This is a genomic window from Streptomyces meridianus (assembly GCF_023703325.1).
GTDB lineage: Bacteria > Actinomycetota > Actinomycetes > Streptomycetales > Streptomycetaceae > Streptomyces > Streptomyces meridianus.
The window spans coordinates 1-23,528 of record NZ_JAMQGM010000020.1; the positions used below are offsets into that span (position 1 = coordinate 1).

Below are 23,528 nucleotides of genomic sequence, written 5' to 3' on the forward strand. Positions count from 1 at the left end.
CCGCGCTGCTGTCCGTCGCCGTTCCGTCGGCGGCCGTCATGGGCGTCACCGGTATCGCGGCGGCGTCGGTCAGCCAGGTGAGCGACGAGAAACCCGTGCAGGCGGCGCCGGACCCCTCGTCGGTCAAGCCCTCCGCGGCCAACAGCAAGCTGGACACCCAGCTGACCACCCTCACCGCCGACGCCGGCGACTTCGCCGACCGCGCCAGCCGCACCCAGGAACGCCTGGACCTCAAGCAGCGGCAGGCCGAGGAGCGCAAGCGGAAGGCCGAGGAGGCCGCCCGCAAGGAGGCCATGCGGCCCAAGTTCGCGCTCCCGGTGGCCCAGCACGGCCTCAGCGCGACGTACGGCCAGGCCGGTCTCAACTGGATGTCCGTGCACAGCGGCATCGACTTCCCGGTCGACACCGGGACCCCCGTGATGGCGGCCACCGACGGCACGATCCGCACGCAGTGGAACTCGGCCTTCGGCAACATGGCCATCGTCACCGCTCCTGACGGCACGGAGACCTGGTACTGCCACCTGAGCAGCACCAAGATCCGCAGTGGTCCGGTCAAGGCCGGCGACGTCATCGCGTTCTCGGGAAGCTCCGGCAACTCCACCGGACCGCACCTGCACTTCGAGGTGCACCCCGGGGGCGGCGGTGCCATAGACCCGCTCCCTTGGCTCCGCAGCCACGGGCTCGACCCCAGCTGACACCGGGATGGGTGTTGCACTCTTCACGCTCGGCGGCACCATCGCGATGGCCGGCGCGGGCCACGGCGGGGGCGTCGTCTCGCGGTTGACCGGTTCCGAACTGACCGCGGCCGTTCCCGGTCTGGAGGCGCTCGGCGTCCCCCTGGTCGTGCACGACACGCACGCGGTGCCCAGCGCGAATCTGACGTTTCCGCAGGTCCTCGAGCTGGTCGCTGCCGCTTCGCGGGCGGTTGAGGAGGGCGCCACCGGGGTCGTCGTCACCCAGGGCACGGATTCCCTCGAGGAGACGGCCTGGCTCATCGGCCTCGTGTGGCCGCACGACGCGCCCTTCGTCCTCACCGGCGCCATGCGCAATCCGACGCTCGCCGGAGCGGACGGCCCGGCGAACCTGCTCGCCGCCGTACGCGTCGCCGCGTCCGGCGAGGCCCGCGGGCTCGGGGCCCTGGTGACCTTCAACGACGAGATCCACGACCCCCGTTGGATCCGCAAGACGCACAGCACCAGCACCGCGACGTTCCGGTCGCCGAACGCCGGCCCGGTCGGCCACATCATCGAGGGCCGGGTCCGGATCCTGGTCCGCCCGCACCACCACGTTCCGCTGCCCGCCCCGCCCGGGATCCCCGCGTTCGACACGGCCCGGGTCGCCCTCCACACCGTCACCCTCGACGACGACGGTCTGCTGCTCGACGGGCTGGAGCGCACCCATCAGGGCCTGGTCGTGGCCGCCTTCGGGGTGGGCCACGTGCCGTCGGCGCTGGCACCGGTGCTCGGCGCTCTCGCCGAGCGCATGCCCGTCGTGCTGACCTCGCGCTCGGGAAGCGGATCGGTGCTGCGCAGCACGTACGGAGCCGTCGGATCGGAGACCGACCTCATGCGGCGCGGGCTCGTCAACGGCGGGCTGCTCGACCCGTACAAGGCGCGGGTCCTGTTGCGGCTGCTGCTGGCTAACGGCGCCGGCCGGGACGCGATCGCCGACGCCTTCGCCCGGCACGGCTGACCGCCGCGGGCCCACACCGGACCGCGCGTCCCGGGCACCGGCCCGGTGTACGTTCCGCACCGGTGCGCGGATCCGCCGAGCGGTTCCCCCGTTCGACCGGCACCCGACCGGACCAGCCGCGTTGCACCGAGGGACCGAACCGGGCACAGACGAAGGGCCAGGGATGATCCCGCCCGCCGACCGAGGTGCCCATGCGTCTGCTGCTCGTCCACCCCAGTGCCCTCATGTACTCGGAGATCTTCCTGCGCCTCGAACCGCTCGGGCTGGAACGCGTGGCCGGGGCGGCGCGCGACGCCGGCCACGAGGTCCGCGTCGTGGACCTCCAGGTCCTCTCCCACGCGGCGCTGGACCGCGAGCTGGTGTCGTTCCGCCCGCAGGCTCTCGGCATCTCGCTGAACTACCTGGCCAACATTCCCGAGGCGATCTCCGTCGCCCGCCGAGCCAAGGATCGCGTCCCGGGCTGCTTCGTCTTCTTCGGCGGCCACAGCGTCTCCTTCGTCGCCGACGAGGTGCTGGAGCAGGCCGGGGGCGCGGTCGACGCCGTCGTCCGCGGCGAGGGTGAACCGGCCATGGCGCCGCTGCTCGAGGCCGTCGGCCAGGGCGGCGGCGTGGAGGGTGTGCCCGGCGCCGTCACGCCGGACGGCCGCGGGCCCGCACCCGGCATGCTGCACACCATCGACGAACCCCGGCCAGCCCGCGACCTGATGCGTCACCGGCGCCGCTATTTCATCGGCGAGCTCGACCCGTGCGCGTCCATCGAGTTCACCCGCGGCTGCCCGTGGGACTGCTCGTTCTGTTCGGCGTGGACGTTCTACGGCCGCAGCTACCGCAAGGCGAGCCCGGAGGCCGCGGGCCAGGAGATGGCGTCCATCCGGGAGCCGAACGTGTTCATCGTCGACGACGTCGCGTTCATCCGGCCGGAGCACGGTCACGCCATCGCCGCGGAGATCGAGCGCCGCCGCATCCGCAAGCGCTACTACCTGGAGACCCGCGGCGACGTGCTGCTGCGCAATCCGGACGTCTTCGAGCGATGGACGCGCCTCGGCCTGACGTACATGTTCCTCGGCATGGAGGCCATCGACGCCGAGGGGCTCGACCTCTACCGCAAGCGGATCAGTCCGGACGAGAACTTCCGGGCCCTGGAGGCGGCCCGCGCCATGGGCATCAACGTGGCGATCAACCTGATCGTCGACCCGGCCTGGGACGCCGAACGGTTCCGCGTCGTACGGGAGTTCGCGCTGTCGGTGCCCGAGATCGTGCACCTCACCGTGATGACGCCCTATCCGGGCACGGAGATCTGGCACACCGAGTCGCGGCGTCTGACCACGCGCGACTACCGCCTCTTCGACATCCAGCACGCGGTGGTGCCGACCACGCTGCCGCTGGACGAGTTCTACCGGGAACTCGTCCGCACCCAGGCGGTCATCAACCGCAAGCACCTGGGACTGCGCACGGCCGCGGGTGCGCTGCGGGTCCTCGCCGGGAACCTGGCCCGCGGGCAGACGAACTTCGCGCGCATGCTGTGGCGGTTCAACCGGGTGTACAACCCGGACCGTCAGCTCGCCGACCACCGCCGGCCTGTCCGCTACCAACTGCCGCTGCCGCGCCGGATCGACGTCGGCGACCGCCGGCAGCTCTACGTCCACAACCGGCCCGACCCGCACACGAGGCGGGGCACGCAGAGCCCCCCGCAGCCGTCCAGCTGAGCCGCGTCCGTGCGCCCGGGATGCCGCCCGCGGCTCCTACAGCTTCTGGACGGGTGCGTAGCGCAGCAGCAGCACCTTCGGCTTCTCGGTGCCGAAGTCGATGGTCGCCTTCGCGTCGTGGCCGCTGCCCTGCACCGACATCACCGTGCCGAGCCCGAACTGGTCGTGCGTGACCCGGTCGCCGACCGCCAGCACGACGACCGGCCGGTCCGGGGTGCGGCGGGTGGCGAAGCCGCTCGGACCGCTGCGCGCCCGGGCGGAGGACAGCGAGGACGTGACCCCGGCGACCGCGCCCATGGAGGCGGACGGCGAGGAGGGCCCGGTCCGCCGCCAGTCGACGTACTGGTCCGGGATCTCCTCCAGGAACCGCGAGGGCGGGTTGTACGACGGGGTGCCCCAGGCGCTGCGCATGGTCGAGCGGGTCAGGTAGAGCCGCTCGCGGGCCCGGGTGATGCCGACGTAGGCGAGCCGGCGCTCCTCCTCCAACTCCTTGACCTGGCCCAGCGCCCGCATGTGCGGGAAGACGCCGTCCTCCATGCCGGTCAGGAAGACGACGGGGAACTCCAGGCCCTTGGCGGTGTGGAGGGTCATCAGCGTGACGACGCCGCTGCCGTCCTCCTCGTCGTCGGGGATCTGGTCCGAGTCGGCGACGAGGGCCACCTGCTCCAGGAACTCGGGGAGCGTGCCGGGCTCCTCCTCGGTCCGCGCCTGCTCGAACTCCAGGGCCACGGCGGCGAGTTCCTGGAGGTTCTCGATCCGCGTCTCGTCCTGCGGGTCGGTCGACGCCTGCAACTCGGCCAGATAGCCGGTGCGTTCCATCACGGCCTCGAGGACGGTCGCGGGACCTGCGCCCGACTCGGCGATGGTGCGCAGTTCCTCCATCAGCGTGTTGAACCGCTTGACGGCGTTGGCCGAACGCGCGGCCATGCCGTAGGCGTCGTCGACCCGCCGCAGGGCCTGGGCGAAGGAGATCTTCTCGCGCAGCGCGAGCGCGTCGATCATGGCCTCGGCCCGGTCCCCGATGCCGCGCTTGGGCACGTTGAGGATCCGGCGCAGCGGGACGGTGTCCTCCGGGTTGGACAGGACACGCAGGTAGGCGAGGACGTCCCGGACCTCCTTGCGCTCGTAGAAGCGCACGCCGCCGACGACCTTGTACGGCAGCCCGACCCGGATGAGGATCTCCTCGAAGACCCGGGACTGGGCGTTGGTCCGGTAGAAGATCGCGACGTCGCCGGCCTTCGCGTCTCCTGCGTCGGCGAGCCGGTCGATCTCGTCGGCGACGAACTGGGCCTCGTCGTGCTCGGTGTCGGCGACGTAGCCGGTGATCGTGGAGCCCGCACCGGCCTGGGTCCACAGGTTCTTCGGGCGCCGGTTCTCGTTGCGCTCGATGACGGCGTTGGCGGCGCTGAGGATGGTCTGCGTGGAGCGGTAGTTCTGCTCGAGCAGGATCGTGGTGGCGTCCGGGTAGTCCTCCTCGAACTGGAGGATGTTGCGGATGGTCGCGCCGCGGAAGGCGTAGATGCTCTGGTCGGCGTCGCCGACGACGCACAGCTCGCCGGTGTGTTCGCCGGTGCCGACGAGTTCGCGCACCAGTGTGTACTGGGCGTGGTTGGTGTCCTGGTACTCGTCGACGAGGACGTGCCGGAAGCGCCGCCGGTAGTGCTCGGCGACGTCCGGGAACGCCTGGAGCAGGTTGACCGTCGTCATGATGATGTCGTCGAAGTCCAGGGCGTTGGCCTCGCGCAGCCGCGACTGGTACATCGCGTACGCCTCGGCCAGCGTCTTCTCGAAACCTCCCCCAGAGCCTCCGGCCTGGGAGGTACCCCCACTCGCCCCGGCGGCGAAGGTCTCCTCGTCGATGAGCTCGTTCTTGAGGTTGGAGATCTTCGCGCTGAACGACTTCGGCGGGTAGCGCTTCGGGTCGAGGTCGAGGTCCCGGCAGACCAGCGACATCAGCCGCTTGGAGTCGGCCGCGTCGTAGATCGAGAAACTGGAGGTGAAGCCGAGCTTCTTGCTCTCGCGCCGCAGGATGCGCACGCACGCGCTGTGGAAGGTGGAGACCCACATGGCGTTCGCGCGCGGGCCCACGAGGTGCTCGACCCGCTCCTTCATCTCCCCGGCGGCCTTGTTGGTGAAGGTGATCGCGAGGATCGAGCCGGGGTGCACGTGACGCGCGCCGAGCAGGTGGGCGATGCGGTGGGTGAGCACGCGGGTCTTGCCCGATCCGGCGCCGGCGACGATGAGCAGCGGCGATCCGGTGTGCACGACGGCGGCCTGCTGCTGCTCGTTCAGTCCCTCGAGCAGCGCCGCGGGGTCGATGACGGGCCGCGGCGCGCCGTCCCGGTAGTGGCTGACGCCGGGGGCGGGCATGTGGCCGGGCGGCGGACCGTCGAAGGCTTCGCCGAACAGGTCGTCCGGCACGTCCTCCGGACCGGGCTCCTCGGGCGGGGGCGGAGGATGCTCCGCCGACTGGTGCAGATCGGTCAGGAAGCTGTCGTCAAAGAGGCTGCTCATCGCCCACCGAGTCTAGGCGGCCCCGCCGACAGCCCGTACCGGTTCCCGGGACCGGCCGGTGCGGGCTGCCGGCGGGGAGGCGCGGTGAGCCGTCAGCGCGCGTTCGCCTCGATCGCCTCGCCGTACCGGCGGCCGGCGTGCTCGACCAGGGCGACGAGCACCTCCTTGGCGGACCCCGGGTCGCGGGCGTCGCACAGCACCACCGGTGTCCCCGGGTCGAGGTCGAGCGCGCCCGTGACCTCGTCGGCCGGGTAGCGGTGGTACCCGTCGAAGCAGTTGACGGCGACGACGAACGGGATGCTGCGCCGCTCGAAGTAGTCCACCGCCGGGAAGCTGTCCTGCAGACGGCGGGTGTCCGCGAGGACCAGGGCCCCCAGGGCTCCTTGTGCCAGTTCGTCCCACAGGAACCAGAACCGGTCCTGCCCGGGGGTGCCGAACAGGTACAGCGACAGTCCGTCGCGGATGGTGATGCGTCCGAAGTCCATGGCGACGGTGGTGGTGGTCTTGCCCTCCACCCCCGCGAGGTCGTCCACGGGGCGCCCCGCCTCGGTGAGCCGCTCCTCCGTGCGCAGCGGACGGATCTCGCTCACCGCACCCACGAGCGTGGTCTTGCCCACGCCGAATCCGCCGGCCACCAGGATCTTCAACGACAGGGCGGCACCGGGACGGTCCTGCCGTCGGCTGTCAGAGTGCGCGGAGGCCATTGATCACTTCCCTGAGGATTCCGGCATCGGGGAGCTGCGCCGGGGGGACGGGTCGGCTGACGCCGATGAGCCCGGCGTCCAGCAGGTCGCCGAGGAGTACGCGCACCACGCCGACCGGCAGGTCGGAGTCGGCCGCGATGTCCGCGACGGACCGGGGTGCGTTCCGGCACAGACCGAGGATCACGGCCTGTTCGGGCGAGGCGGGCAGCGGCAGGTCGTCGCCCTCCTCGGCGTGCACGACGGCGATCAGGTCGAAGGCCTCGCTGGTCGGACGGGCGCGGCCTGCGGTCATCGCGTAGAGGCGCACCACCGGGCCCGCCTCCTCGTCGAACCACTCGGGCGCCGCGTGGGCGGTTCCCGCGTGAACCGGGGGGAAGGGCGGTACGGGCGGTCCGGCCCGGTCGGCGAACCGGCGCCGGGGCGTGTCGTCGTTCATGTCGGCCGGGTCACTCCCGGGAGGGTTCGGGGAAGCCGGCGCGGGACGGCACGGCGAGGTGTTCGGCGACCCGGGTCACCAGTCTTGCCATCTCGTAGGCGACCAGGCCGACGTCGGCGTCCGCGTCGGTGTAGACGGACAGCGAGGAGCTCTCACCGGCCGAGACGACGAAGAGGAACCCGCCCTCCAGCTCGACGACGGTCTGCACGACGGAGCCGGCCCGGAAGTGGCTCCCGGCTCCCTTGGCGAGGCTGTGGAATCCGGAGGCGATGGCCGCGAAGCGCTCGCCGTCCTCACGGCTGAGCTCGGCGGACGTGCCGACGGCGAGACCGTCACCGGAGAGCACGACGGCATGGCGGATCCGGTGCACCCGGGAGACCAAGTCGTCCAGGAGCCAGCTGAGTTCACCGGTGGTTTCCATCGTCCCGGACATCAGGCCTCTTCTCCTCGTGACGTTCTGGGGCTGTTCGTGGGATCGCCCACCGCGGGCGGGCGCCCGTCATCGGCCGCCTGCCGTCCGGCCCGTCCTCCGCTCAGCCAGCCGCTGCGCAGCGCGGCCATCGTGGCGCGGGCCTGTTCCGGCGAGCGTCCGGTGGCCGGGTCGGCGATGTGCGGGACCCTCCGCGCGGGCCGGTCGGTGGCGTCCCGGAGTTGCGGGGCAAGGCTCGCCTGCCGCACGCGCTGCGGCAGGGGTGCGGGCCCGCCCGCGGACGGTGCCGGTGCGATGGCCGCATGGCGCGGTCCGGTGGACGGGGGCCGGGACGGGATGGCCGGAGGGCCCGGCGGGGTGGCCGGGGGCCGGGGCGTGGCGCCGTCCGCCCCGCCGGGACCTCCGCCGGCACCGAGCACCGGGCGGTCCCGGGCGGGGGTGAGCGCGGTGCGCGGGGGAACGGAGGGCGGACGGCGGGTCAGGTGGACCGGCCTGTTGCGGGCCGCCGGCTGCGCCGGTTCCGCTTCCCGACGGGCGGGCGGGCTCTGTTCCCGGGCCGGGGCGCCGGGCTCCACGGCGTTCCCGCCGGCCGCCCCCGCCTGCTGCTGCCGGCCGGGCTCCTCCTGCTCCAGCAGCCCTTCGGGGACGAGCACGACGGCGGTGACACCGCCGTAGGGGGAACGCCGGAGGGAGACCTGGATGCCGCGCCGGTGGGCGAGCCGGTTCACCACGAACAGGCCCAGCCGGTCGGTGTCGAGCAGGTCGACCTGGGAGGCGTCCTCGATCTTGCGGTTCGCCTCGGCGAAGGCGTCCTGGCTCATGCCGAGTCCGCGGTCCTCGATCTCCAGCGCGAGACCGGCGCCGACCCGCTCGCCGCGCACCTGCACCATCGTGTGCGGGGGCGAGAACACCACCGCGTTCTCCACGAGTTCGGCGACGAGATGGGTGAGGTCCGCCACGGCCGCACCGGAGACGGTGGTGCCCTCGCGGATGTCGACGGCGACCCGGGCGAAGTCCTCGACCTCCGCCACCGCGGCGCGGACCACGTCGAGCACCGGGACGGGCCTGCGCCAGCCGCGCACCGGGGCCGCGCCGGAAAGGATGATCAGGCTTTCGGCGTGGCGGCGCATCCGTGTGGTGAGGTGGTCGAGGCGGAAGAGGTCCTCCAGCTCGGCCGGGTTCTCGGTACGCCGTTCCATGGTGTCGAGTAGTTCCAGCTGGCGGTGCAGCAGCACCTGGCTGCGCCGGGCGAGCTTCACGTAGACGCCGGAGATGCCGCTGAGCACCTCGGCCCGTTCGGCTGCCGCCGTGACGGCGGCCCGGTGCACGGCGTTGAGGGCCGCGCCGACCTGCCCGATCTCGTCCTCGCCGGGACTGCGGACGGGTGCCTCCGCCTCGACGTCCACCTCCTCGCCGGCGTGCAACCGCCGCAGGGACTGCGGGAGTCTGCGGCCCGCGAGGTCCAGGGCGGAGTTGCGCATGCCGACCAGTTCGAGGACCAGGCCGCGGCCGATCCGGACGGATATCAGCAGGGAGAGCAGCACTCCGGCCAGACCGAGGATCACGGCGATGCCGGAACTTCCGAGCACGTCGAACGCGAACGGGTCGGCGCGGTGGGCGGCGCTCGTGCCGGCGGAGCGCTCGGCCTTCCGGAGGTCCTGCAGGACGGAGACGGCCGCCTCGTCCCAGGATGCCGGCGCGGCCTGCGGGGCTGCCCGGCCGGGGCCCGCCGCGATGACGGCGGACTCCACGGTCAGCAGGTCCCGGTACGCCCTGCCGTCCAGAACGGTGCGGACGGCGGTTTCGTCGGCCGGGCGCAGATCGTCGACGGCGGACCGCAGCAGGGTGCGCCGGGACTCGGCGGCGCCCACGACCAGGCGGTAGCGCGCCGCGGGCATGTGGCCGTCCGCCCGGGCGGCGCCGACGGCGGCGTCCTCGCGGGCGAGCATCTCCCGGGCGAGGGACAGTTCCCGGACGACGCGGGCTCCGGAGGCGTCCGCGCCGCCGTCACGGCCGGATCCGGCACGGTCGACCCCGGTGAGTGCGCCGCCGACGGCGAATCCGAGGTCGATGGTGCGGGTGTAGCGCTCGTAGGCGGTGGTCCAGTCCGTCCGGTCCGCGGCGATGCTCTCACGCACCTTGCCGAGGCCGTCGGCCGAGCGCGTCAACCGGGCTATGCGGTCAGGCAGTTCGGGGCTGATGTCACCGGTGTCGGCGCTGCTCGCGTTCACGCCGCGCCGCAGTCCTGCGGCTGCCGCGTCGGTGGCCCGCCCCTGGGTGTTGAGGTTGTCGAGACGCGAGGGGTCCGGGTCCGCCAGGTAGCGGGCCGCCGCGCTCCGCTCCGTCTGGACCGCGGCCAGGTAGTCACCGACCGGGGCCAGCAGGGTGGCGTTGGCCTCCTTGAAGCGGGCCAGGTCGGAGACGGTCTGCGCGGTGGTGACCGTGGCGAACGCCCACAGGGCCATCAACGACACCACGGGCACCATCAGAAGGGAGACGACCTTGGCGCGGACGGTCCTGGGGCGCAGCCTGCCCGGAAGGAGCCCCGGCGCTCCCGGGTGCGCCGACCCTCGGGGGCGCGACGTACGGGTCGGGGCGCCCGGGGTCGCGGGCGGCTCGTCGTCGTGCCTGCTCTCGGCCGACGCGCGGAATCCACGCATGACTTCCTCGATCGGTGGTGGGGGTTCGTGCAGGCGGGGACGCGGGCAGGTTCAGGGCCCGGTCATCGTGATGCCGCGCGCTTCGACGTCGTGCAGGCGCCGCATGGCCGCTTCCGCCTCACGGCGCTGCTGCGCGGTCGGGGACAGGGCGACGAAGGCCGAGGTCAGGAACAGGAAGGAACCCAGGACCACGGTGAGCGGGAAGATGAACTCGGTGGCGGTGGCTCCGGGGAGCGCCGCCCCGCTCGGCGTCGGGTGCACGGTCGCGGCGGCCATGCCGGTGTAGTGCATGCTGCTGACGGCGAGGCCCATGACGAGGGACGCGACGGTAGCGCCCGCGGTGCTGTGGACGGTGAGCGCCGCCCACAGCGCGGCCGTGGCGGCGACGACCGCGATCAGCACGGACAGGCCCACGATCAGCGGCGAGTAGGAGATCTCGCCGTGCAGCCGCAGGGCGGCCATGCCGATGTAGTGCATGGCGGCGACGCCGAGTCCGGTGCCCAGTCCGCCCATCAGCAGGGACCGGGTGCGGGAGCGGGCGTGGCCGACCACGAACGTGCCCGCGCCCACGACGACGACGGCCACGACCAGGCTCAGGACGGTCAGCGGTACGTCGTAGCGGATCGCGGTCCCGGGGACGGCGAAGCCGAGCATGGCGACGAAGTGCATGGTCCAGATGCCCGAGCCGATGGCAACGGCTGCGCTCAGCAGCCAGTTTCTGCGGGCCTGCCCCTCGGACGCGAGGGCCCGGACCGTGCAGCGCAGTCCGAGTGCCGCTCCGACGCATGCCATGACGTAGGACAGCACGGGCGTCAGCCACCCGTAACTCAGGTGATGCATTCCCCCCACGGGGCCTCCTCCCGGCCGGTGACTCTGGGGCGACGGACGCTAACACAGGAATTACACATGTGCTTGACCGTCCTTCACATTTCCATCCCGCATTCTCCGCTACCGATCGGTATACCCGCAGTAACCAAACCTCTCCCGCCCGGCCCGCACTTACGGCTTCAGGGGAATCGGGCGACAACAACTCCGCGTGCCGAATTGCCCGTTGGGGAAATCGGACACGGCGCGAGAGCAGCCTCCGCCGGGACGCCCCGGACAACGCCGGGAAAAATTTCCCCGGCCCACTCGGAACCCGGAGACGAGCAGGGGGAAATCACCCACCAAAAGCCCCGGACCGGCAGCAAATCGCCGCATTACCGAATCACCCCGGCCGGATACACGCAGAGCGACAGGGTGGGGGGCGGCGAAAGGCAGAGCGCCCCGCTTCCGGCGACATGCGCCGCAAACACCGCAGCCGGCCGGACCCGACCCTCGGGAAACACGCGCACCCGCACCGTGCCCCGAAGTGCGACAGGCGCGGCCGATCCGGAATCTCCGGACAACGGAACCGGCGCCACGGCGGCGGAATGCCCGACGGATCATCACGAAAAGGTTTCGGGCAATTCGAACATCGGCCTTCACAGGAGCACCACACCTTGGCTACCGTGCTCGCCCAGGCGGCCCGGATCCCGTCGGCGAGAGCGTCGGCACGGGCGGCCCCGCCGAGTCCGGCCCTGCCCACCGCGGCACCCGGAGCCGGGGACCCACAACGCAACACCCGGGGTGAATCGGTCCGCGACGCGCGTCAGCGCAGGACCGTAGGGCAGCCTTCCGATCGCCCGAACCCGACAGCTAACCCGGTAGGCGGTCCACGGAAGGAGTCGCCTGCCTTGGCGTCGCACCGCAAACCGCGGCCCCGGATACTCGGGCCCTCGAGCCCGTCCGGTTCATCCGGGTTGTCCGGAACCTGTCGCACCGCCGTCGGCCTCACCTCGGCCGCGCTCGCCACCGTCACCCTGATCGGCAACAACGCGAGCGCCGCTCCGGAGGCTCCCCAGCGCCCGTCCCTGCGGGACGTGCAGAAGAAGGTGGACAAGCTCTACCGCGAGGCCGGGGCTGCCACCCAGAAGTACAACGCGGCCAAGGAGCGGACCCGCGAGCAGCGGGCCGAGGTCGACAAGCTGCTCGACGAAGTCGCCCGGCGCACCGACAAGGTCAATACGGCCCGGCGGACCCTCGGCGAGTACGCCGCCGCCCAGTACCGTTCCGGCGGCCTGGCGTCGACGGCCACCCTGATGCTGGCGGAGAACCCGCAGGGCTACTTCGACCAGACGCATCTGATGGGCCGGATGACCGAACGGCAGCAGCACGCGGTCCGGGAGTACCGGGACCAGCAGCAGGAGGCGTCGGTCAAGCGCGGGCAGGCGTCGGCAAGTCTGAGCCGGCTGACCGACGCCCAGGAGAAGCTGCGGACGAGCAAGCAGACGGTCCGGACGAAGCTGACCGAGGCGCGCGAGACCCTGGCGAAGCTGACCGCCGAGGAGAAGGCGCGGCTCGCGGCGATCGAACGCAAGAAGCGGGCCGAGGCCAAGCGCAAGGCGGCCGAACTGGAGCGGCAGCAGGCACAGCAGTCCGGCTCGGCCGGCGGTTCGTACTCCGCGCAGGCGGAGAAGGCCATCGCGTTCGCTCGCGCCCAGATCGGCAAGCCGTACGTGTGGGGCGCGACCGGCCCGAGCTCCTACGACTGCTCGGGGCTGACCCAGGCGGCGTGGAAGGCCGCGGGCATCTCGCTGCCGCGCACCACCTGGGACCAGGTGAAGGTGGGGACACGGGTCGCGACCTCGGACCTCGAGCCGGGTGACCTCGTCTTCTTCTACAGCGACATCAGCCACGTCGGGCTGTACATCGGCAACGGCCAGATGATCCACGCCCCGAAGCCGGGGGCCGACGTCCGCACCGAGTCGATCACGTACATGCCGATCTACGGCAGCGTCCGGCCGTCCTGACCGCTTCGGCCGTACGGCCGGCCGACCCCCCGGCCGTGCGGCAGCACCGTGCGTCAACCACATGCCGAGTGCCCCGCCGGATCCGCCGGCGGGGCACTCGGCACGTCACGGTCGTCCGGCCCGTCCCGACAGCAGTGCGCTGCGGTGGAATGCGAGCGCCCGGTCGACCAGGCCCACCCGCTCCAGTTCGGAAACCTCGTCCAGGCCGATCCAGGCCGCCAGGTCGGTGCTGCCGTCGATCTCGTGCCGGAGTTCGCCACCGATCACACGGACCTCGTAGACGATCCTCAGGCCGTGGAAGTCGTCGCCCCTCACGGAGGGGCTGCTGCGGTAGGAGTCGATTCCGAGCAGCCGCTCGACCCGCACCCGGAAGCCGGTCTCCTCCTCCACCTCGCGCACCACCGCGTCGAGGGGGTCCTCGCCGTGCTCGAGCCCGCCGCCGGGCATGGTCCAGCGCGAGGGCTCCGCGTGCTCCGAGGGCAGCAACCGCGCCAGCAGCACCTGCCCGTCGCGCACGCACACCCCGTACGCCGCCACCCGGAGCCTCTGCCGGAGCCGGTCCTGCCCGTCGGCCGTCCCGTCCACCGCCGTCATGGGGCGTCCTCCCCAAGTCCGTTGCTCCGCACGCCGCGTGCGGGAGGTGGGGATCATCGCACGGCGCGCGCGAGGTGTGGCAGCCCGAACCGGCGGGGCTGTTCCACTTGTCCGACCGGCCCCGGCAACTAGGCTGGAATGAGGCGGACATCGGCGCCCCAGGGTGCCGGGAGCGGCCGTACAGCGACCCGGTGGCGTGGGCCCGCCGGGCTCCGGTCCCGTGCACCGGCAGGGCGCGCGTTCCCCCGGGCGCTCCCCGCGCCCTCCTCCCGCGGCCCGGTCCTCGGCCGGCGGGACCCCACGCACGCGGACGAGGAGAGATCCATGTCGAAGCGTTTGGTGATCTGCTGCGACGGCACGTGGAACCGCGCGGACCAGCCGGAGCCGACCAACGTGGTCCGGATCAAGGACGCGCTGGCCCCGAAGGGGACTGACGGTCTGGAGCAGCGCGTGCACTACAACCCGGGTGTCGGGACGCGCCGTTGGGAGATGCTGCGCGGAGGCGCGTTCGGGTTCGGTCTGTCGGAGGATGTCCGCAGCGTCTACCGCTTCCTCGTCGAGGCGTTCGATCCGGGCGACGAACTGTTCTTCTTCGGGTTCAGCCGGGGCGCGTACACCGCGCGCAGCGCGGTCGGCCTGGTGCGCAACTGCGGGATCCTGCGGCGCGAGCACTCCGGCAGGGTGGACGAGGCCTACGAGCTCTACCGGAGCAAGCGAACCGCGGACAAACCGCGCGGCGAGGAGGCCGAGCGCTTCCGGAGCAGCTACGCGCATGCGACCCCGGTCCACTTCGTCGGTGCCTGGGACACCGTCGGCGCCCTGGGCATCCCGGTCCCGAGGGGGGCGCTGCTCGCCCCGCTGGCCCGTCGGCTGAACCGGCGCTGGGCCTTCCACGACACGGAGTTGAGCAGCCACGTGAAGGCTGCCTTCCAGGCGCTGGCGATCGACGAGAAGCGCGGCCCGTTCGAGCCGACGATCTGGACGCCCCGCGACGGCGCGCCCGGCCAGCGGCGGGAGCAGGTGTGGTTCAGCGGTGTGCACTCCGACGTCGGCGGCGGCCTGGCCCGGCACGCGCTGGCGGACGTCAGCCTCGCGTGGATGGCCGACTGCGCCCGCGACTGCGGTCTCGCGTTCGCGCAGGACGCGTTCCGGGACGCGGCGCCGGACCCGTGCGGACCGCTGCACGCGTCACGGACCGGCCTGTGGCGGCTGCTCCGCCCGTACGTACGGCAGCTCGGGGTCAAGGACCCCGCTTGCGAGTTCGCGGCGTCGAGCGCGCTCGAGCGGACGGAGAAGCTGTCCGGGTACCGGCCGGCGAACCTGGCCCGCTATCTCGAGGATCCGGAGAACGCCGGACGCATCCGCCCCGTCCGCCTCAGCGGCTGAGTCCGCCCGGGGCCGGGTCGGGGATGCTCCCGGCGGCGCCGTCCGGTCAGACCCAGAGGACGGCGTTGAAGATGTTGGCGGTGGTGAGGGCGCCGACCGTGACGAAGGCGGCCTTGTCGACCGTCTCCTCGTCCCGCTTCACGTAGACGAGTCCGAGGATGACGATCAGCAGGGCGAGCTTCACGCCGATCTTGATGTTGTTCACGGGGTCGTCGGCGGCCTGGTTCAGCCCGACCAGCACCATGCCGGTGACCAGCATGGTGAGGGCACCGTGCAGCATCCCCGGGGTGAACCGCGCGGTGCCGGCGCCCATCGCCTTCAGCTGGGCGAGGAAGCCGCCGAGCAGCGCGGCGATGCCGATGACGTGCAGACCGACGAAGACATGCGTGAGGGCGTCCATGCCCGGAGCCTAGCCCCGCCCATATCATCGGCCCGCACCCAGGTGGAGCTCACTTCCTCGCATCGGTCAGAGCAGCGTCATATGCCGGTGCAGCAACTCGACTTCATCGGTCGCTTCCGGTCGCGAATCGACGCAGGTCGTCCAGTCCCGCTCATTCCGTCACCGACCTGTGACGTGCGGGCCTAGCGTCCTCGTCCAGCGGTACCGGAACCGGGCCGTCCTCGTGATGCAGGGAAGGAAGTGACGGCCGCCGTGGCCTCACACAGGAAGCCCAGGCAGCGTCCGTCCGCAGTGACGGTCCTGACCAGCCCGTCGACCTGGGTGGCACCCATGGCGTTCGCTCTCGCCGGAAGCGGCGCCGGTTTCGGCGGGACGGCGCACGCCGACCCCCGCTCGACCCCGACCGGAGCCGAGGCCGAGGCCGACAAGCTGTACGAGCAGGCCGAGGCGGCCGGCGAGAAGTACAACGGCGCGAAGGAGAAGGCCGACCGGGCGCAGGAGAAGCTGGACGACCTGCGTGACGAAGCCGCCCGCCGGACCGAGAAGCTCAACACCGCCCGCAACACGCTGGGTTCGGTGGCCACGGCCCAGTACCGGGCGGGCTCGGCCGGGCTCTCGCTCCAACTGGCGCTGTCCGCCTCGCCCGACGCCTATCTGGAGCGCACCGAGCTGAGCGTCCGGGCCGCGGACCGGCAGGCGGTGTCGGTCAGCCGCATCACCCGCCAGCTGCGCGGCATCGCCCAGGCCCGCAGCCGGGCGGGCGACGAACTGCGCGACCTGCGGGCCGAACAGGCCGCCATGCGCAAGCACAAGCGGACGGTGGGCCTGAAGCTCGCCGAGGCGGAACGCCTGGTGAAGCGGCTCACGGCGGAGCAGCGCGACCGGGTCGCGGACGGACACGGCGGCGGCTCCACCGGCAGCAGTGCCCCGCGCGGTCCGGTCCGGGCGCCGAACGAACGGGCCGCACTCGCCGTCGGCTACGCCTACGAGGCGCTCGGCAAGCCGTACGTCTGGGGAGCGACCGGCCCGTCCGGGTACGACTGCTCGGGGCTGACCCTGGCCGCCTGGAAGGCGGCCGGCGTTTCGCTGCCGCGCACCAGCTACACCCAGATCAACGCCGGGCAGCGCGTCCCCCGCAGTCAGCTGGCCCCCGGCGACCTGGTGTTCTTCTACAGCGGGATCAGCCATGTCGGCCTCTACATCGGCGGCGGCAAGATGATCCACGCCCCGCGCCCCGGCGCACCGGTGCGGATCGCGCCGATCGACCTGATGCCGTTCGCGGGCGCGGCCCGCCCGGCCTGAGCGGGGCGGAAGGAGGCGACGGGCATGCGGACACAGGACAACGGTTTCCACAGGTCCGCCCGTACGCTTGGTTCTGTAGTACACAGGTGCCAGGGGCTCGACTACGACAGGCGGTGCTCATGGACTACGCGCGCATGCGGGATGTGGCCGAGGAACTCTTCCGGCATGCCCCCGATCCGTTCGTGGGCTACGAGATCGCCGGCGATCAGATCGTGATGATGATGTCGCCGGGGCGCCCGCACGAACTCATCGCCTGGACTCTTCGGGAGCAGCTCTCCGATCAGCTGAAGGGGACCGATCCGCGTCTGATCGCTCACACGGGAGGCGAAGTCGAGGATCCGGCCATGGGCCGCCTGCGCCGGCCGGACCTGATCGTCGTCCCCTACGACGTCTTCGCGGAGCAGACGATGGCACCGTTCGACCCGGCTGACATCGCGCTCGTCTCCGAGATCGTGTCCCCGTCCAATCACAACAACGACTACCTCGACAAGATGGCCGAGTATCCGGCGATGGGCATTCCGCTGTACCTGCTCGTCGACCCCCGGAAAGGCACCATCGCGGCCCTGTCCGATCCCGTGCCGGGGCCCCGGGGGCCGCACTACCGCACGCGCACCGACTACGTCTTCGGTGATGCGGTGGCCATCGGTTCCTGGACGTTCGACACCACAGCGTTCCGGACGTATCCGACGCAGGGTTGATCAGCACGACGTAACCGTGCCCCCCGGTTCAGCCGCTGGGCCGAGGGCTCACGACCGATCGCGGACGGGACCTCGCGGCAGCTACGTTCGTGGCAGTGAGCCGCCGAACGGCGGCCGGGAAAGGGGACGTTCGTGTCGCTCGACGGCCGGGCCCATGTCCGCATCGCACGCCCGTCGCGCGATCTCGCGGCTGCCGAACGGTTCTGGTCGGCCGGCCTCGGCCTGACGGTCCTGTACCGGCACGAGAGCGACGGCTCCCCCGGCGACCATGCGCTGCTGATGGCCGGATGGCCGGACGCCGGCTGGCACCTGGAGCTGGTGCACGACCCGGGTGCGCCCGTCGAACCGAGGCCGACGCCCGAGGACCTGCTCGTCGTCTACCTGGCCGGTCCGGTGCCTGACGATCTGGTGACACGGCTGGAGGAGCACGGCGGCCGGCGCGCACCCGCGCACAATCCGTACTGGGACCGGTGGGGCGTCACCGTCGAGGACCCGGACGGCTACCGCCTCGTGCTGTCCACCCGGGACTGGTCCAACTCCGGCTGATCCGACTTCTGTTCACCGCCGGAACGCACACGCGCCACACCGCCCCCGGGTATCTCCGGTGCCCCGTACAACCCTCGGCCCCCGCCGTGAGTCTCCTGTGCGGCCGTCCGCTCCGTGAAGCCGGGACTTCAACGGCGACGGCTGCGCGGAGCTGGTGGCCGCGGCCCCGCACGGAACGCTGCCCGACGGCACGGGTGGCCGGGTGTACGTCCTCCCCGGCACCTCCACCGGACCGACGGGGACGGGTTCGTTCGTGATCACTGCGGCGTCGCTCGGCGCGACGTCGATCAAGAACTTCTGGGGAGCGCTCGCCGACTGAGCTCCCGCTGTGCCGCCGTTGCCGCCGCGTCGTCAATCGATGGCGGCGGCAACGTGCTTACCGGGCCAGTGTGTTCGACCGCTGCGGGGCATCCGTTGCGTTCGCGCTCCGGCGCGCCGATACCTCCCCCAGCAGCAGACCGAGCGCCGCCTCCGACGGCGAACCCGCCTCCGCGCTGTACAGCAGCATCCGGTGCCCGGACTCGTCACCGAACTGCAGGTTCTCGAAAGCCAGTTCCATGGGACCGACAGTGGGATGGTGGAACCGCTTCACCCCGGAGATGCAGGAACGGACCGGGTGCCGCGCCCACAGGTCGGTGAACACCGGGCTCTGCATGGACAGATGGCCGATCAGTTCGGCGAGGCGCCGGTCGTCCGGGTGGCGTCCGGCCACCAGGCGCAGCGAGGCCAGCGCGGTCCGGGCCTCGTCGGTCCACTCCGGGTAGAGCTCCCGGGTGTGCGGGTCGAGGAACAACAGCCTGAGGAGATTCGGGCGTTCGCCCGGACGGTCGGGCCCGTCCGGGGGCAGGTGCCCGGCGAGCAGGGCGTGCCCGAGGGGGTTCCAGGCCAGGACGTCGGCCCGCCGGTCGAGGACGACGGCCGGTACGTGGCCCATGGTCTCGACGAGCCTGCGGGTGGCGGGCCGGATCTGTTCGGGGCGCTCGGCCGGGCGCCGCCGACCGCGCGCGGGACGGGCCAGGTCGCGCAGGTGCGCGTGCTCGTCGGCGTTGAGCCGCAGCGCACGGGCGAGCGCGTCGAGGACGCTGTCGGAGGCGTTGAGGCTCTGCCCCTGCTCCAGCCGGGTGTAGTAGGTGATGCTGACCCCTGCGAGCATGGCCAGCTCCTCGCGGCGCAGCCCGGGCACACGGCGGCGCCCCCCGTATGAGGACAGGCCGACGTCCTCAGGTTGCAGCGCGGCCCGCCGGGACCGCAGGAAGTCCCCCAGTGCGGCTGGTGTGTCCATGCCCCGAGTGTGCCCGAACCGGGGCCGTCGCGGACGCCGCAAGGTGACCCTGGCAGTGCCAGTCTCGCGGGTGCTGCGCACCGCCGGACTGGCACGAGGAGAGGGCTGGGCAGCTCTCCCGGGGGCCGTCACGCTCCATCCGTGGCCATGGACGTCCGCTGCCATGGACGAACGGAAGGAGCACTGACCATGTCTGCCGTCGAAGAGGTCGCGACATCGCCCGGCGGGACAGGCCGGCCGGCGCCGCAACAGCAGCAGATGACGGGCCGGTTGCGCCTGGTGCTCGTGGTGCTGCTGGTCGCGCAGTTCATGCTGGCCGTGGACTTCTCGATCCTGAACGTGGCCCTACCGGCGATCGGGAACGGTCTCGGCTTCTCCCTCGCGCACCTGCAGTGGATCGCCACGTCGTTCGCGCTGGCCGCGGCGGGCTTCACCCTGCTGTTCGGGCGGGTGGCCGACCTGTTCGGCCGCCGCCGTCTGTTCCTGTTCGGTCTGGGGCTGCTCGGCCTGTCGTCGCTGGCCGGGGGGCTGGCGACGAGCCCGGAGCTGCTGCTCACCGCCCGGGTCGCGCAGGGTCTGGCCACCGCGATCGTCACTCCGGCGGGTCTGTCGCTGCTGACCACGTCGTTCCCGGAGGGACCGCTCCGGGACCGGGCGCTGGGCCTCAACGGCGCGCTGATGTCGGCGGGTTTCACCACGGGCGCGGTCCTGGGCGGGGTGCTCACCGATCTGCTGTCCTGGCGCTGGTCGTTCTTCATCAACGTGCCGGTCGCGCTGGCCGTGCTGCTCATCGCGCCCGGTGTCATCAAGGAGAGCCGGCCGGAGGTCCGCCCGAAGCTGGACGTGCCGGGGGCCGTCACCGTGACGCTCGGCCTGCTGGCCCTGGTCCACGGACTGACGCGGGCCGGTGAGCACGGCTGGACGGACACCGTCGCGCTGGTCGCGCTGGTGGCGGGCCTGCTGCTGGTGGTGTCGTTCTGGTTCGTCGAACGCGGGGCCGCCTCGCCGCTGGTCCCGGTGCGGGTGCTGCGGCGGCCGACCGTGGTGTGGGGCAATGCCCTCGGCCTGATCGCGTTCGTCACCGAGACCTCGCTGGTCTTCCTGATGACGCTCTACCTCCAGGAGGTCCTGGACTTCTCGGCGCTGGCCGCCGGGCTGTCGTTCGGCGTGCTGGGGCTGGGCACCGTCACCGGCGGGGTGCTGGCCGCCCGGGTCATCGGCCGGATCGGCACCACTCCGACGCTGGTCACGGGCGGGCTGGTGCAGGCCGTCGCGACCGCCGCCCTGCTCACCCTGGGCGGCGACCGCTCGTCGATGGCGGTGCTGCTGGTGGCCACGTTCATCGGCGGAGTCGGCAACATGCTGGTGATCGTCGGGTTCATGGTGACGGCCACGTCCGGGCTGCCGGACCGCGAGCAGGGCATGGCCGCCGGACTGGCCACGATGACCCAGCAGATCGGGATCACCATGGGCACGCCCATCATGAGCGCGATCGTCACCGCCCGGATGGGAACGGACGCCGGGCCCCGGGGGGTTCTGGACGGAGTCGGTCTCGCGGTGCTGGTGAACGCGGCGATCGTCGTCCTCGGTGTCGTCCTCGCCGCGGTCTTCCTGCGCGCGGGCCGGGCGGCCGGCAGGGGCACGGCGGAGGCCTGCGCCGGCTGACGAGACACAGGTGGCATGCGGCAGGGGCCTGTCCGGAACGCGAGGTCGCGGACAGGCCCCTGCCGCATGCCGGTGGACCGGTCGCCGGTGACCGGATGCCGGTGCCGGGCTACTTCTTGAAGCCGTGGTCCAGGAGCTTCTTCGCGTCGGCCGTGCGGTTGGCCGAGGACGAGGAGGCGAGCACCGTACCGATGACCGTTTTGCCGCCACGGGTCGCGGCGAAGACGAGGCAGTACTTGGACGCCGGTCCCGAGCCCGTCTTGACGCCGATGGCGCCCGAGTAACTCCCCAGCAGGGGGTTGGTGTTGGTCCACGACATGTAGCGGTAGCCGCCGTTCCTCGTGGTGACCTTCTGCTTGGTCGACGTCGTCTTCACGATTCCGCGGAACGTGGAGTACTTCATCGCGCTGGAGGCGAGCTTCGTCAGGTCGCGCGGCGTGGAGTAGTTGGAGCCGTTCCCTATCCCGTCGAACGAGTCGAAGTGGGTGTTCCTCAGGCCGAGGCTCTTGGCGGTCGTGTTCATCTTCCCGATGAACGACTTCACGCGCGCCGAACGCGTCGACCCGGTCCCGAACTTGTCGGCCAGGGCGTACGCCGCATCACAGCCGGACGGCAGCATCATTCCGTAGAGCAGTTGGCGGACGGTGACCTTGTCACCGACGATCAGCCGGGCCGACGAGGCGGTCTTCGACACGATGTAGTCGCTGTACGCCTTCTGGATCGTGACCTTGGAATCCAGGTCGAGGTTCGGCTGCGCGAGCACCACCCGGGCGGTCATGATCTTGGTGGTGGAACCGGTGGAACGGCGGGTGTCGGCCGCCTTCGTGTACAGGGTGCTGCCGGTGCCGTTGTTCATGACGAAGCCGCCCTTGGCGACGATCGCCGGCTTCGCGAGCGCGGAGGCCTGCGCCGGAGCGGCGGTCAGCGCCGCGGTCGTCAGAACGACTCCGGCGGTGACGCCCACCGCAAACGCGCGACGCATGCCCCTTATGACCATGTTCAATTGACTACTCCAAAAGATCCCGTGGCGGTCGCATGAGAACCCGCTTGCACATGAGACGCACCGAACGGGTCGACGGATGCACATCGACCCACTGAATCTTCACATGCCGCGCACGACTCCCCGAACCGGGCACCGGCGCACAATGGGGCTCACGTCCTCCCGCGCGCGCCCGCTCGGGAGGACAGGCATCCGGGATCAGCCGGCCGGTTCCCCGTTCCGGTCCCGGATGTACAGGGGGAGCAGCCCCTTCTCGAAGAGCACGCCGGTCTGCCATTCCGGGAGTCGCCTGCCGTTGATGTCCATGGTCGGCGTGCCGGGTGCCCCGGACTCGTCGAAGGCCCGCTCCGAAGCGGCCACGAAATCGGCGTACTTCATCTCCCTGACGGCGGAGTCGAAGGCCGGGCCACGGAGACCGTCCACGAGGGACGCCATGTCGAGCAGGAAGGCGTCGGTGTACCCGTCGATCGCCTCCTCGGGCTGATTCTCGAAGAGCCTCGCGTGGTATTCGACGAACTTCCCTTCCTCCAGCGCTGCGCGCAGCGCGTTGGCCGCCTTCTTCGAACCGCTCCCGCCGGCACGGTCGTCGAGAAAGGACGCGAGGACGTACTCGGTCCGCACCTGACGCCGCAGTGTCATCTCCAGCAGGTCGGAGGAGGCACCCCTGACCTCGAACTCCTCGCAGACGGGACATCGCATGTCCTCGTACAGGCGAACGGGCATCGCCTTGGCGTCCCCGACGACGATCGTGGTCCCGTCCGGTGCCAGTCTCTCCGGCAGATCGTCACGGGACGCATACATCGGCCCCGCCGCCCCGGTCGCCCTGGACCCGCAGGCCGTCACGGACAGCCCCAGCAACACCACCGCGGCCAACGCGGACACGGCTCTTGCAGCGCGCATGGAATCCCCTCCCCTGGATGCGACAGGGGACTTTATCCAGCCATCCGGACGTGCTGCACCGTATTCCGAACGCTGAGGGGGAAAGGCCGATGGCGGGCCACCGCTCATGGGCTCCGTCGAACTGTCGCTGAACCCCGGCCCGCGCGCGGCTCAGTGCGTGTAGTCCTTGAGCTTCTCCGTGCGCAGCGACATGCCGACCGGTTCGGGGATCTCGACGACGGACCCGTACGGCTGCGTCGTGGAACGCCGGTAGCGCCCGTTCTCCGGTTCGGAGTGCACCGTCACGCTGCACGTGTCGCGGTCGATGAGCAGGTACACCGGAATGCGGGCAGCGGCGTACCCGTCCCGCTTCGCGACCCGGTCACGGTTGTCCGTATCGGGGTCGTGCGAGGTGACCTCGACCGTCATCAGGACGCCGTCGGGGTCTGCCCACTCCCCCTGACCCACGAAATGATCCTCTCGCGCGAGCGCCCCGTCGGGGCGGGCCCGGCCCTTGCGGTACGCCTCGACCCTGAGACCCTGCTCGGGATACAGGGCCAGCTCCGGCCGCTGCTGGATGCATTGCTTGAGGAGCCACATCACGATGGCTCCGTGATCCCCGTCCGGCACGGGCTTGACCTCTAGCTTTCCGTCGATGAATTCCAACGTCACGGTCTCGGGGGCCGTGCGGGCCAGCTGCTCGAAGTCCTCGACGGGCATCTGCGGCCGATCAGCGGTGCTGCGGGTCATGGCGTCGCCTCCTCCCCTCCAGGATGCCCCGGCAAGGGGAGGTGCGTCCCGCA

Annotated in this window: 21 protein-coding genes, 1 pseudogene and 1 riboswitch; of the genes and pseudogenes, 10 read left to right on the forward strand and 12 right to left on the reverse strand. The window is 71.5% G+C overall.

From position 1 onward, the window contains the following. The 3 genes from M1E25_RS09605 to hpnR form a co-directional block, all read left to right on the forward strand. Positions 1-695, forward strand: a 695-nt coding sequence (locus tag M1E25_RS09605; protein WP_251412663.1) for a M23 family metallopeptidase, incomplete at its 5' end; no start/stop codon positions are given. A gap of 7 nt (positions 696-702) precedes the next feature. Beyond that, the gene (locus M1E25_RS09610; RefSeq protein ID WP_251412666.1) at positions 703-1,692 is read left to right on the forward strand and encodes an asparaginase; all 990 of its coding nucleotides are present in this window, start codon (positions 703-705) and stop codon (positions 1,690-1,692) included. A 191-nt stretch (positions 1,693-1,883) separates the two neighbouring features. Beyond that, positions 1,884-3,398 (forward strand): hopanoid C-3 methylase HpnR, encoded by a 1,515-nt coding sequence (gene hpnR / locus M1E25_RS09615; RefSeq protein WP_251412669.1) that lies wholly within the window; start codon positions 1,884-1,886, stop codon positions 3,396-3,398. A gap of 36 nt (positions 3,399-3,434) precedes the next feature. Here the strand turns inward: hpnR and pcrA are convergent, their stop codons facing one another. From pcrA to M1E25_RS09645, 6 genes are all read right to left on the reverse strand, one after another. Continuing rightward, positions 3,435-5,912, reverse strand: coding sequence for a DNA helicase PcrA (gene pcrA / locus M1E25_RS09620; protein WP_251412672.1), 2,478 nt, complete (start codon positions 5,910-5,912; stop codon positions 3,435-3,437). 92 nt (positions 5,913-6,004) lie between these two features. Continuing rightward, positions 6,005-6,616 (reverse strand): GTP-binding protein, encoded by a 612-nt coding sequence (locus M1E25_RS09625; RefSeq protein WP_251412674.1) that lies wholly within the window; start codon positions 6,614-6,616, stop codon positions 6,005-6,007. After that, positions 6,597-7,052: a DUF742 domain-containing protein gene (locus M1E25_RS09630; protein WP_251412676.1), complete on the reverse strand. Its 456-nt coding sequence runs from the start codon at positions 7,050-7,052 to the stop codon at positions 6,597-6,599. The genes M1E25_RS09625 and M1E25_RS09630 overlap by 20 nt, the downstream gene beginning before the upstream one ends. Before the next feature lie 10 nt (positions 7,053-7,062). Continuing rightward, entirely contained in the window at positions 7,063-7,485 is a 423-nt protein-coding gene (locus M1E25_RS09635; RefSeq protein ID WP_251412678.1) for a roadblock/LC7 domain-containing protein, read from the reverse strand. Beyond that, positions 7,485-10,142, reverse strand: coding sequence for a sensor histidine kinase (locus M1E25_RS09640; RefSeq protein ID WP_251412680.1), 2,658 nt, complete (start codon positions 10,140-10,142; stop codon positions 7,485-7,487). Before M1E25_RS09640 ends, M1E25_RS09635 begins: the two co-directional genes overlap by 1 nt. 51 nt (positions 10,143-10,193) lie before the next feature. Further along, entirely contained in the window at positions 10,194-10,982 is a 789-nt protein-coding gene (locus M1E25_RS09645; RefSeq protein WP_285830587.1) for an MHYT domain-containing protein, read from the reverse strand. Between the two features lie 710 nt (positions 10,983-11,692). Further along, positions 11,693-11,849: riboswitch (cyclic di-AMP (ydaO/yuaA leader) on the forward strand. An 8-nt stretch (positions 11,850-11,857) separates the two neighbouring features. Here M1E25_RS09645 and M1E25_RS09650 point away from each other — a divergent pair. After that, positions 11,858-12,973 (forward strand): C40 family peptidase, encoded by a 1,116-nt coding sequence (locus M1E25_RS09650; RefSeq protein WP_372500549.1) that lies wholly within the window; start codon positions 11,858-11,860, stop codon positions 12,971-12,973. Between the two features lie 105 nt (positions 12,974-13,078). Here the strand turns inward: M1E25_RS09650 and M1E25_RS09655 are convergent, their stop codons facing one another. After that, positions 13,079-13,567, reverse strand: a complete 489-nt coding sequence (locus M1E25_RS09655; protein ID WP_251412687.1) for an NUDIX hydrolase — start codon at positions 13,565-13,567, stop codon at positions 13,079-13,081. A gap of 324 nt (positions 13,568-13,891) precedes the next feature. Between M1E25_RS09655 and M1E25_RS09660 the strand changes: the two genes are divergently transcribed. Then, positions 13,892-14,953, forward strand: coding sequence for a T6SS phospholipase effector Tle1-like catalytic domain-containing protein (locus M1E25_RS09660; RefSeq protein ID WP_251412689.1), 1,062 nt, complete (start codon positions 13,892-13,894; stop codon positions 14,951-14,953). 46 nt (positions 14,954-14,999) lie between these two features. Here the strand turns inward: M1E25_RS09660 and M1E25_RS09665 are convergent, their stop codons facing one another. Further along, on the reverse strand, positions 15,000-15,353 hold the full coding sequence (locus M1E25_RS09665; RefSeq protein ID WP_251412691.1) for a hypothetical protein: 354 nt from the start codon (positions 15,351-15,353) through the stop codon (positions 15,000-15,002). A gap of 252 nt (positions 15,354-15,605) precedes the next feature. Between M1E25_RS09665 and M1E25_RS09670 the strand changes: the two genes are divergently transcribed. From M1E25_RS09670 to M1E25_RS09685, 4 genes and pseudogenes are all read left to right on the forward strand, one after another. After that, complete coding sequence (locus M1E25_RS09670; protein ID WP_251412693.1) at positions 15,606-16,655, forward strand: C40 family peptidase; 1,050 nt, start codon at positions 15,606-15,608, stop codon at positions 16,653-16,655. Positions 16,656-16,774: 119 nt separating this feature from the next. Then, positions 16,775-17,353 carry a Uma2 family endonuclease gene (locus M1E25_RS09675; protein ID WP_251412695.1) on the forward strand — a complete coding sequence of 193 codons (579 nt, stop codon included), beginning with the start codon at positions 16,775-16,777 and terminating at the stop codon, positions 17,351-17,353. A gap of 132 nt (positions 17,354-17,485) precedes the next feature. Continuing rightward, positions 17,486-17,899 carry a VOC family protein gene (locus M1E25_RS09680; RefSeq protein ID WP_251412699.1) on the forward strand — a complete coding sequence of 138 codons (414 nt, stop codon included), beginning with the start codon at positions 17,486-17,488 and terminating at the stop codon, positions 17,897-17,899. 136 nt (positions 17,900-18,035) lie between these two features. Beyond that, positions 18,036-18,218 (forward strand): annotated as a pseudogene (locus M1E25_RS09685) (hypothetical protein); the annotation flags it as partial. A 57-nt stretch (positions 18,219-18,275) separates the two neighbouring features. Here the strand turns inward: M1E25_RS09685 and M1E25_RS09690 are convergent. Next, the gene (locus tag M1E25_RS09690) at positions 18,276-19,181 is read right to left on the reverse strand and encodes a helix-turn-helix domain-containing protein (RefSeq protein ID WP_251412704.1); all 906 of its coding nucleotides are present in this window, start codon (positions 19,179-19,181) and stop codon (positions 18,276-18,278) included. 258 nt (positions 19,182-19,439) lie between these two features. Here M1E25_RS09690 and M1E25_RS09695 point away from each other — a divergent pair, with 258 nt between their 5' ends. Continuing rightward, positions 19,440-20,846 (forward strand): MFS transporter, encoded by a 1,407-nt coding sequence (locus M1E25_RS09695; RefSeq protein ID WP_251412776.1) that lies wholly within the window; start codon positions 19,440-19,442, stop codon positions 20,844-20,846. A 109-nt stretch (positions 20,847-20,955) separates the two neighbouring features. On the opposite strand, the gene M1E25_RS09700 is transcribed toward M1E25_RS09695, so the two are convergent. The 3 genes from M1E25_RS09700 to M1E25_RS09710 form a co-directional block, all read right to left on the reverse strand. Further along, positions 20,956-21,828, reverse strand: coding sequence for a D-alanyl-D-alanine carboxypeptidase family protein (locus M1E25_RS09700; RefSeq protein ID WP_251412706.1), 873 nt, complete (start codon positions 21,826-21,828; stop codon positions 20,956-20,958). 216 nt (positions 21,829-22,044) lie between these two features. Next, positions 22,045-22,746, reverse strand: coding sequence for a DsbA family protein (locus tag M1E25_RS09705; RefSeq protein ID WP_251412707.1), 702 nt, complete (start codon positions 22,744-22,746; stop codon positions 22,045-22,047). Between the two features lie 150 nt (positions 22,747-22,896). Then, positions 22,897-23,475 (reverse strand): Uma2 family endonuclease, encoded by a 579-nt coding sequence (locus tag M1E25_RS09710; RefSeq protein WP_251412709.1) that lies wholly within the window; start codon positions 23,473-23,475, stop codon positions 22,897-22,899. Positions 23,476-23,528: the final 53 nt, after the last annotated feature.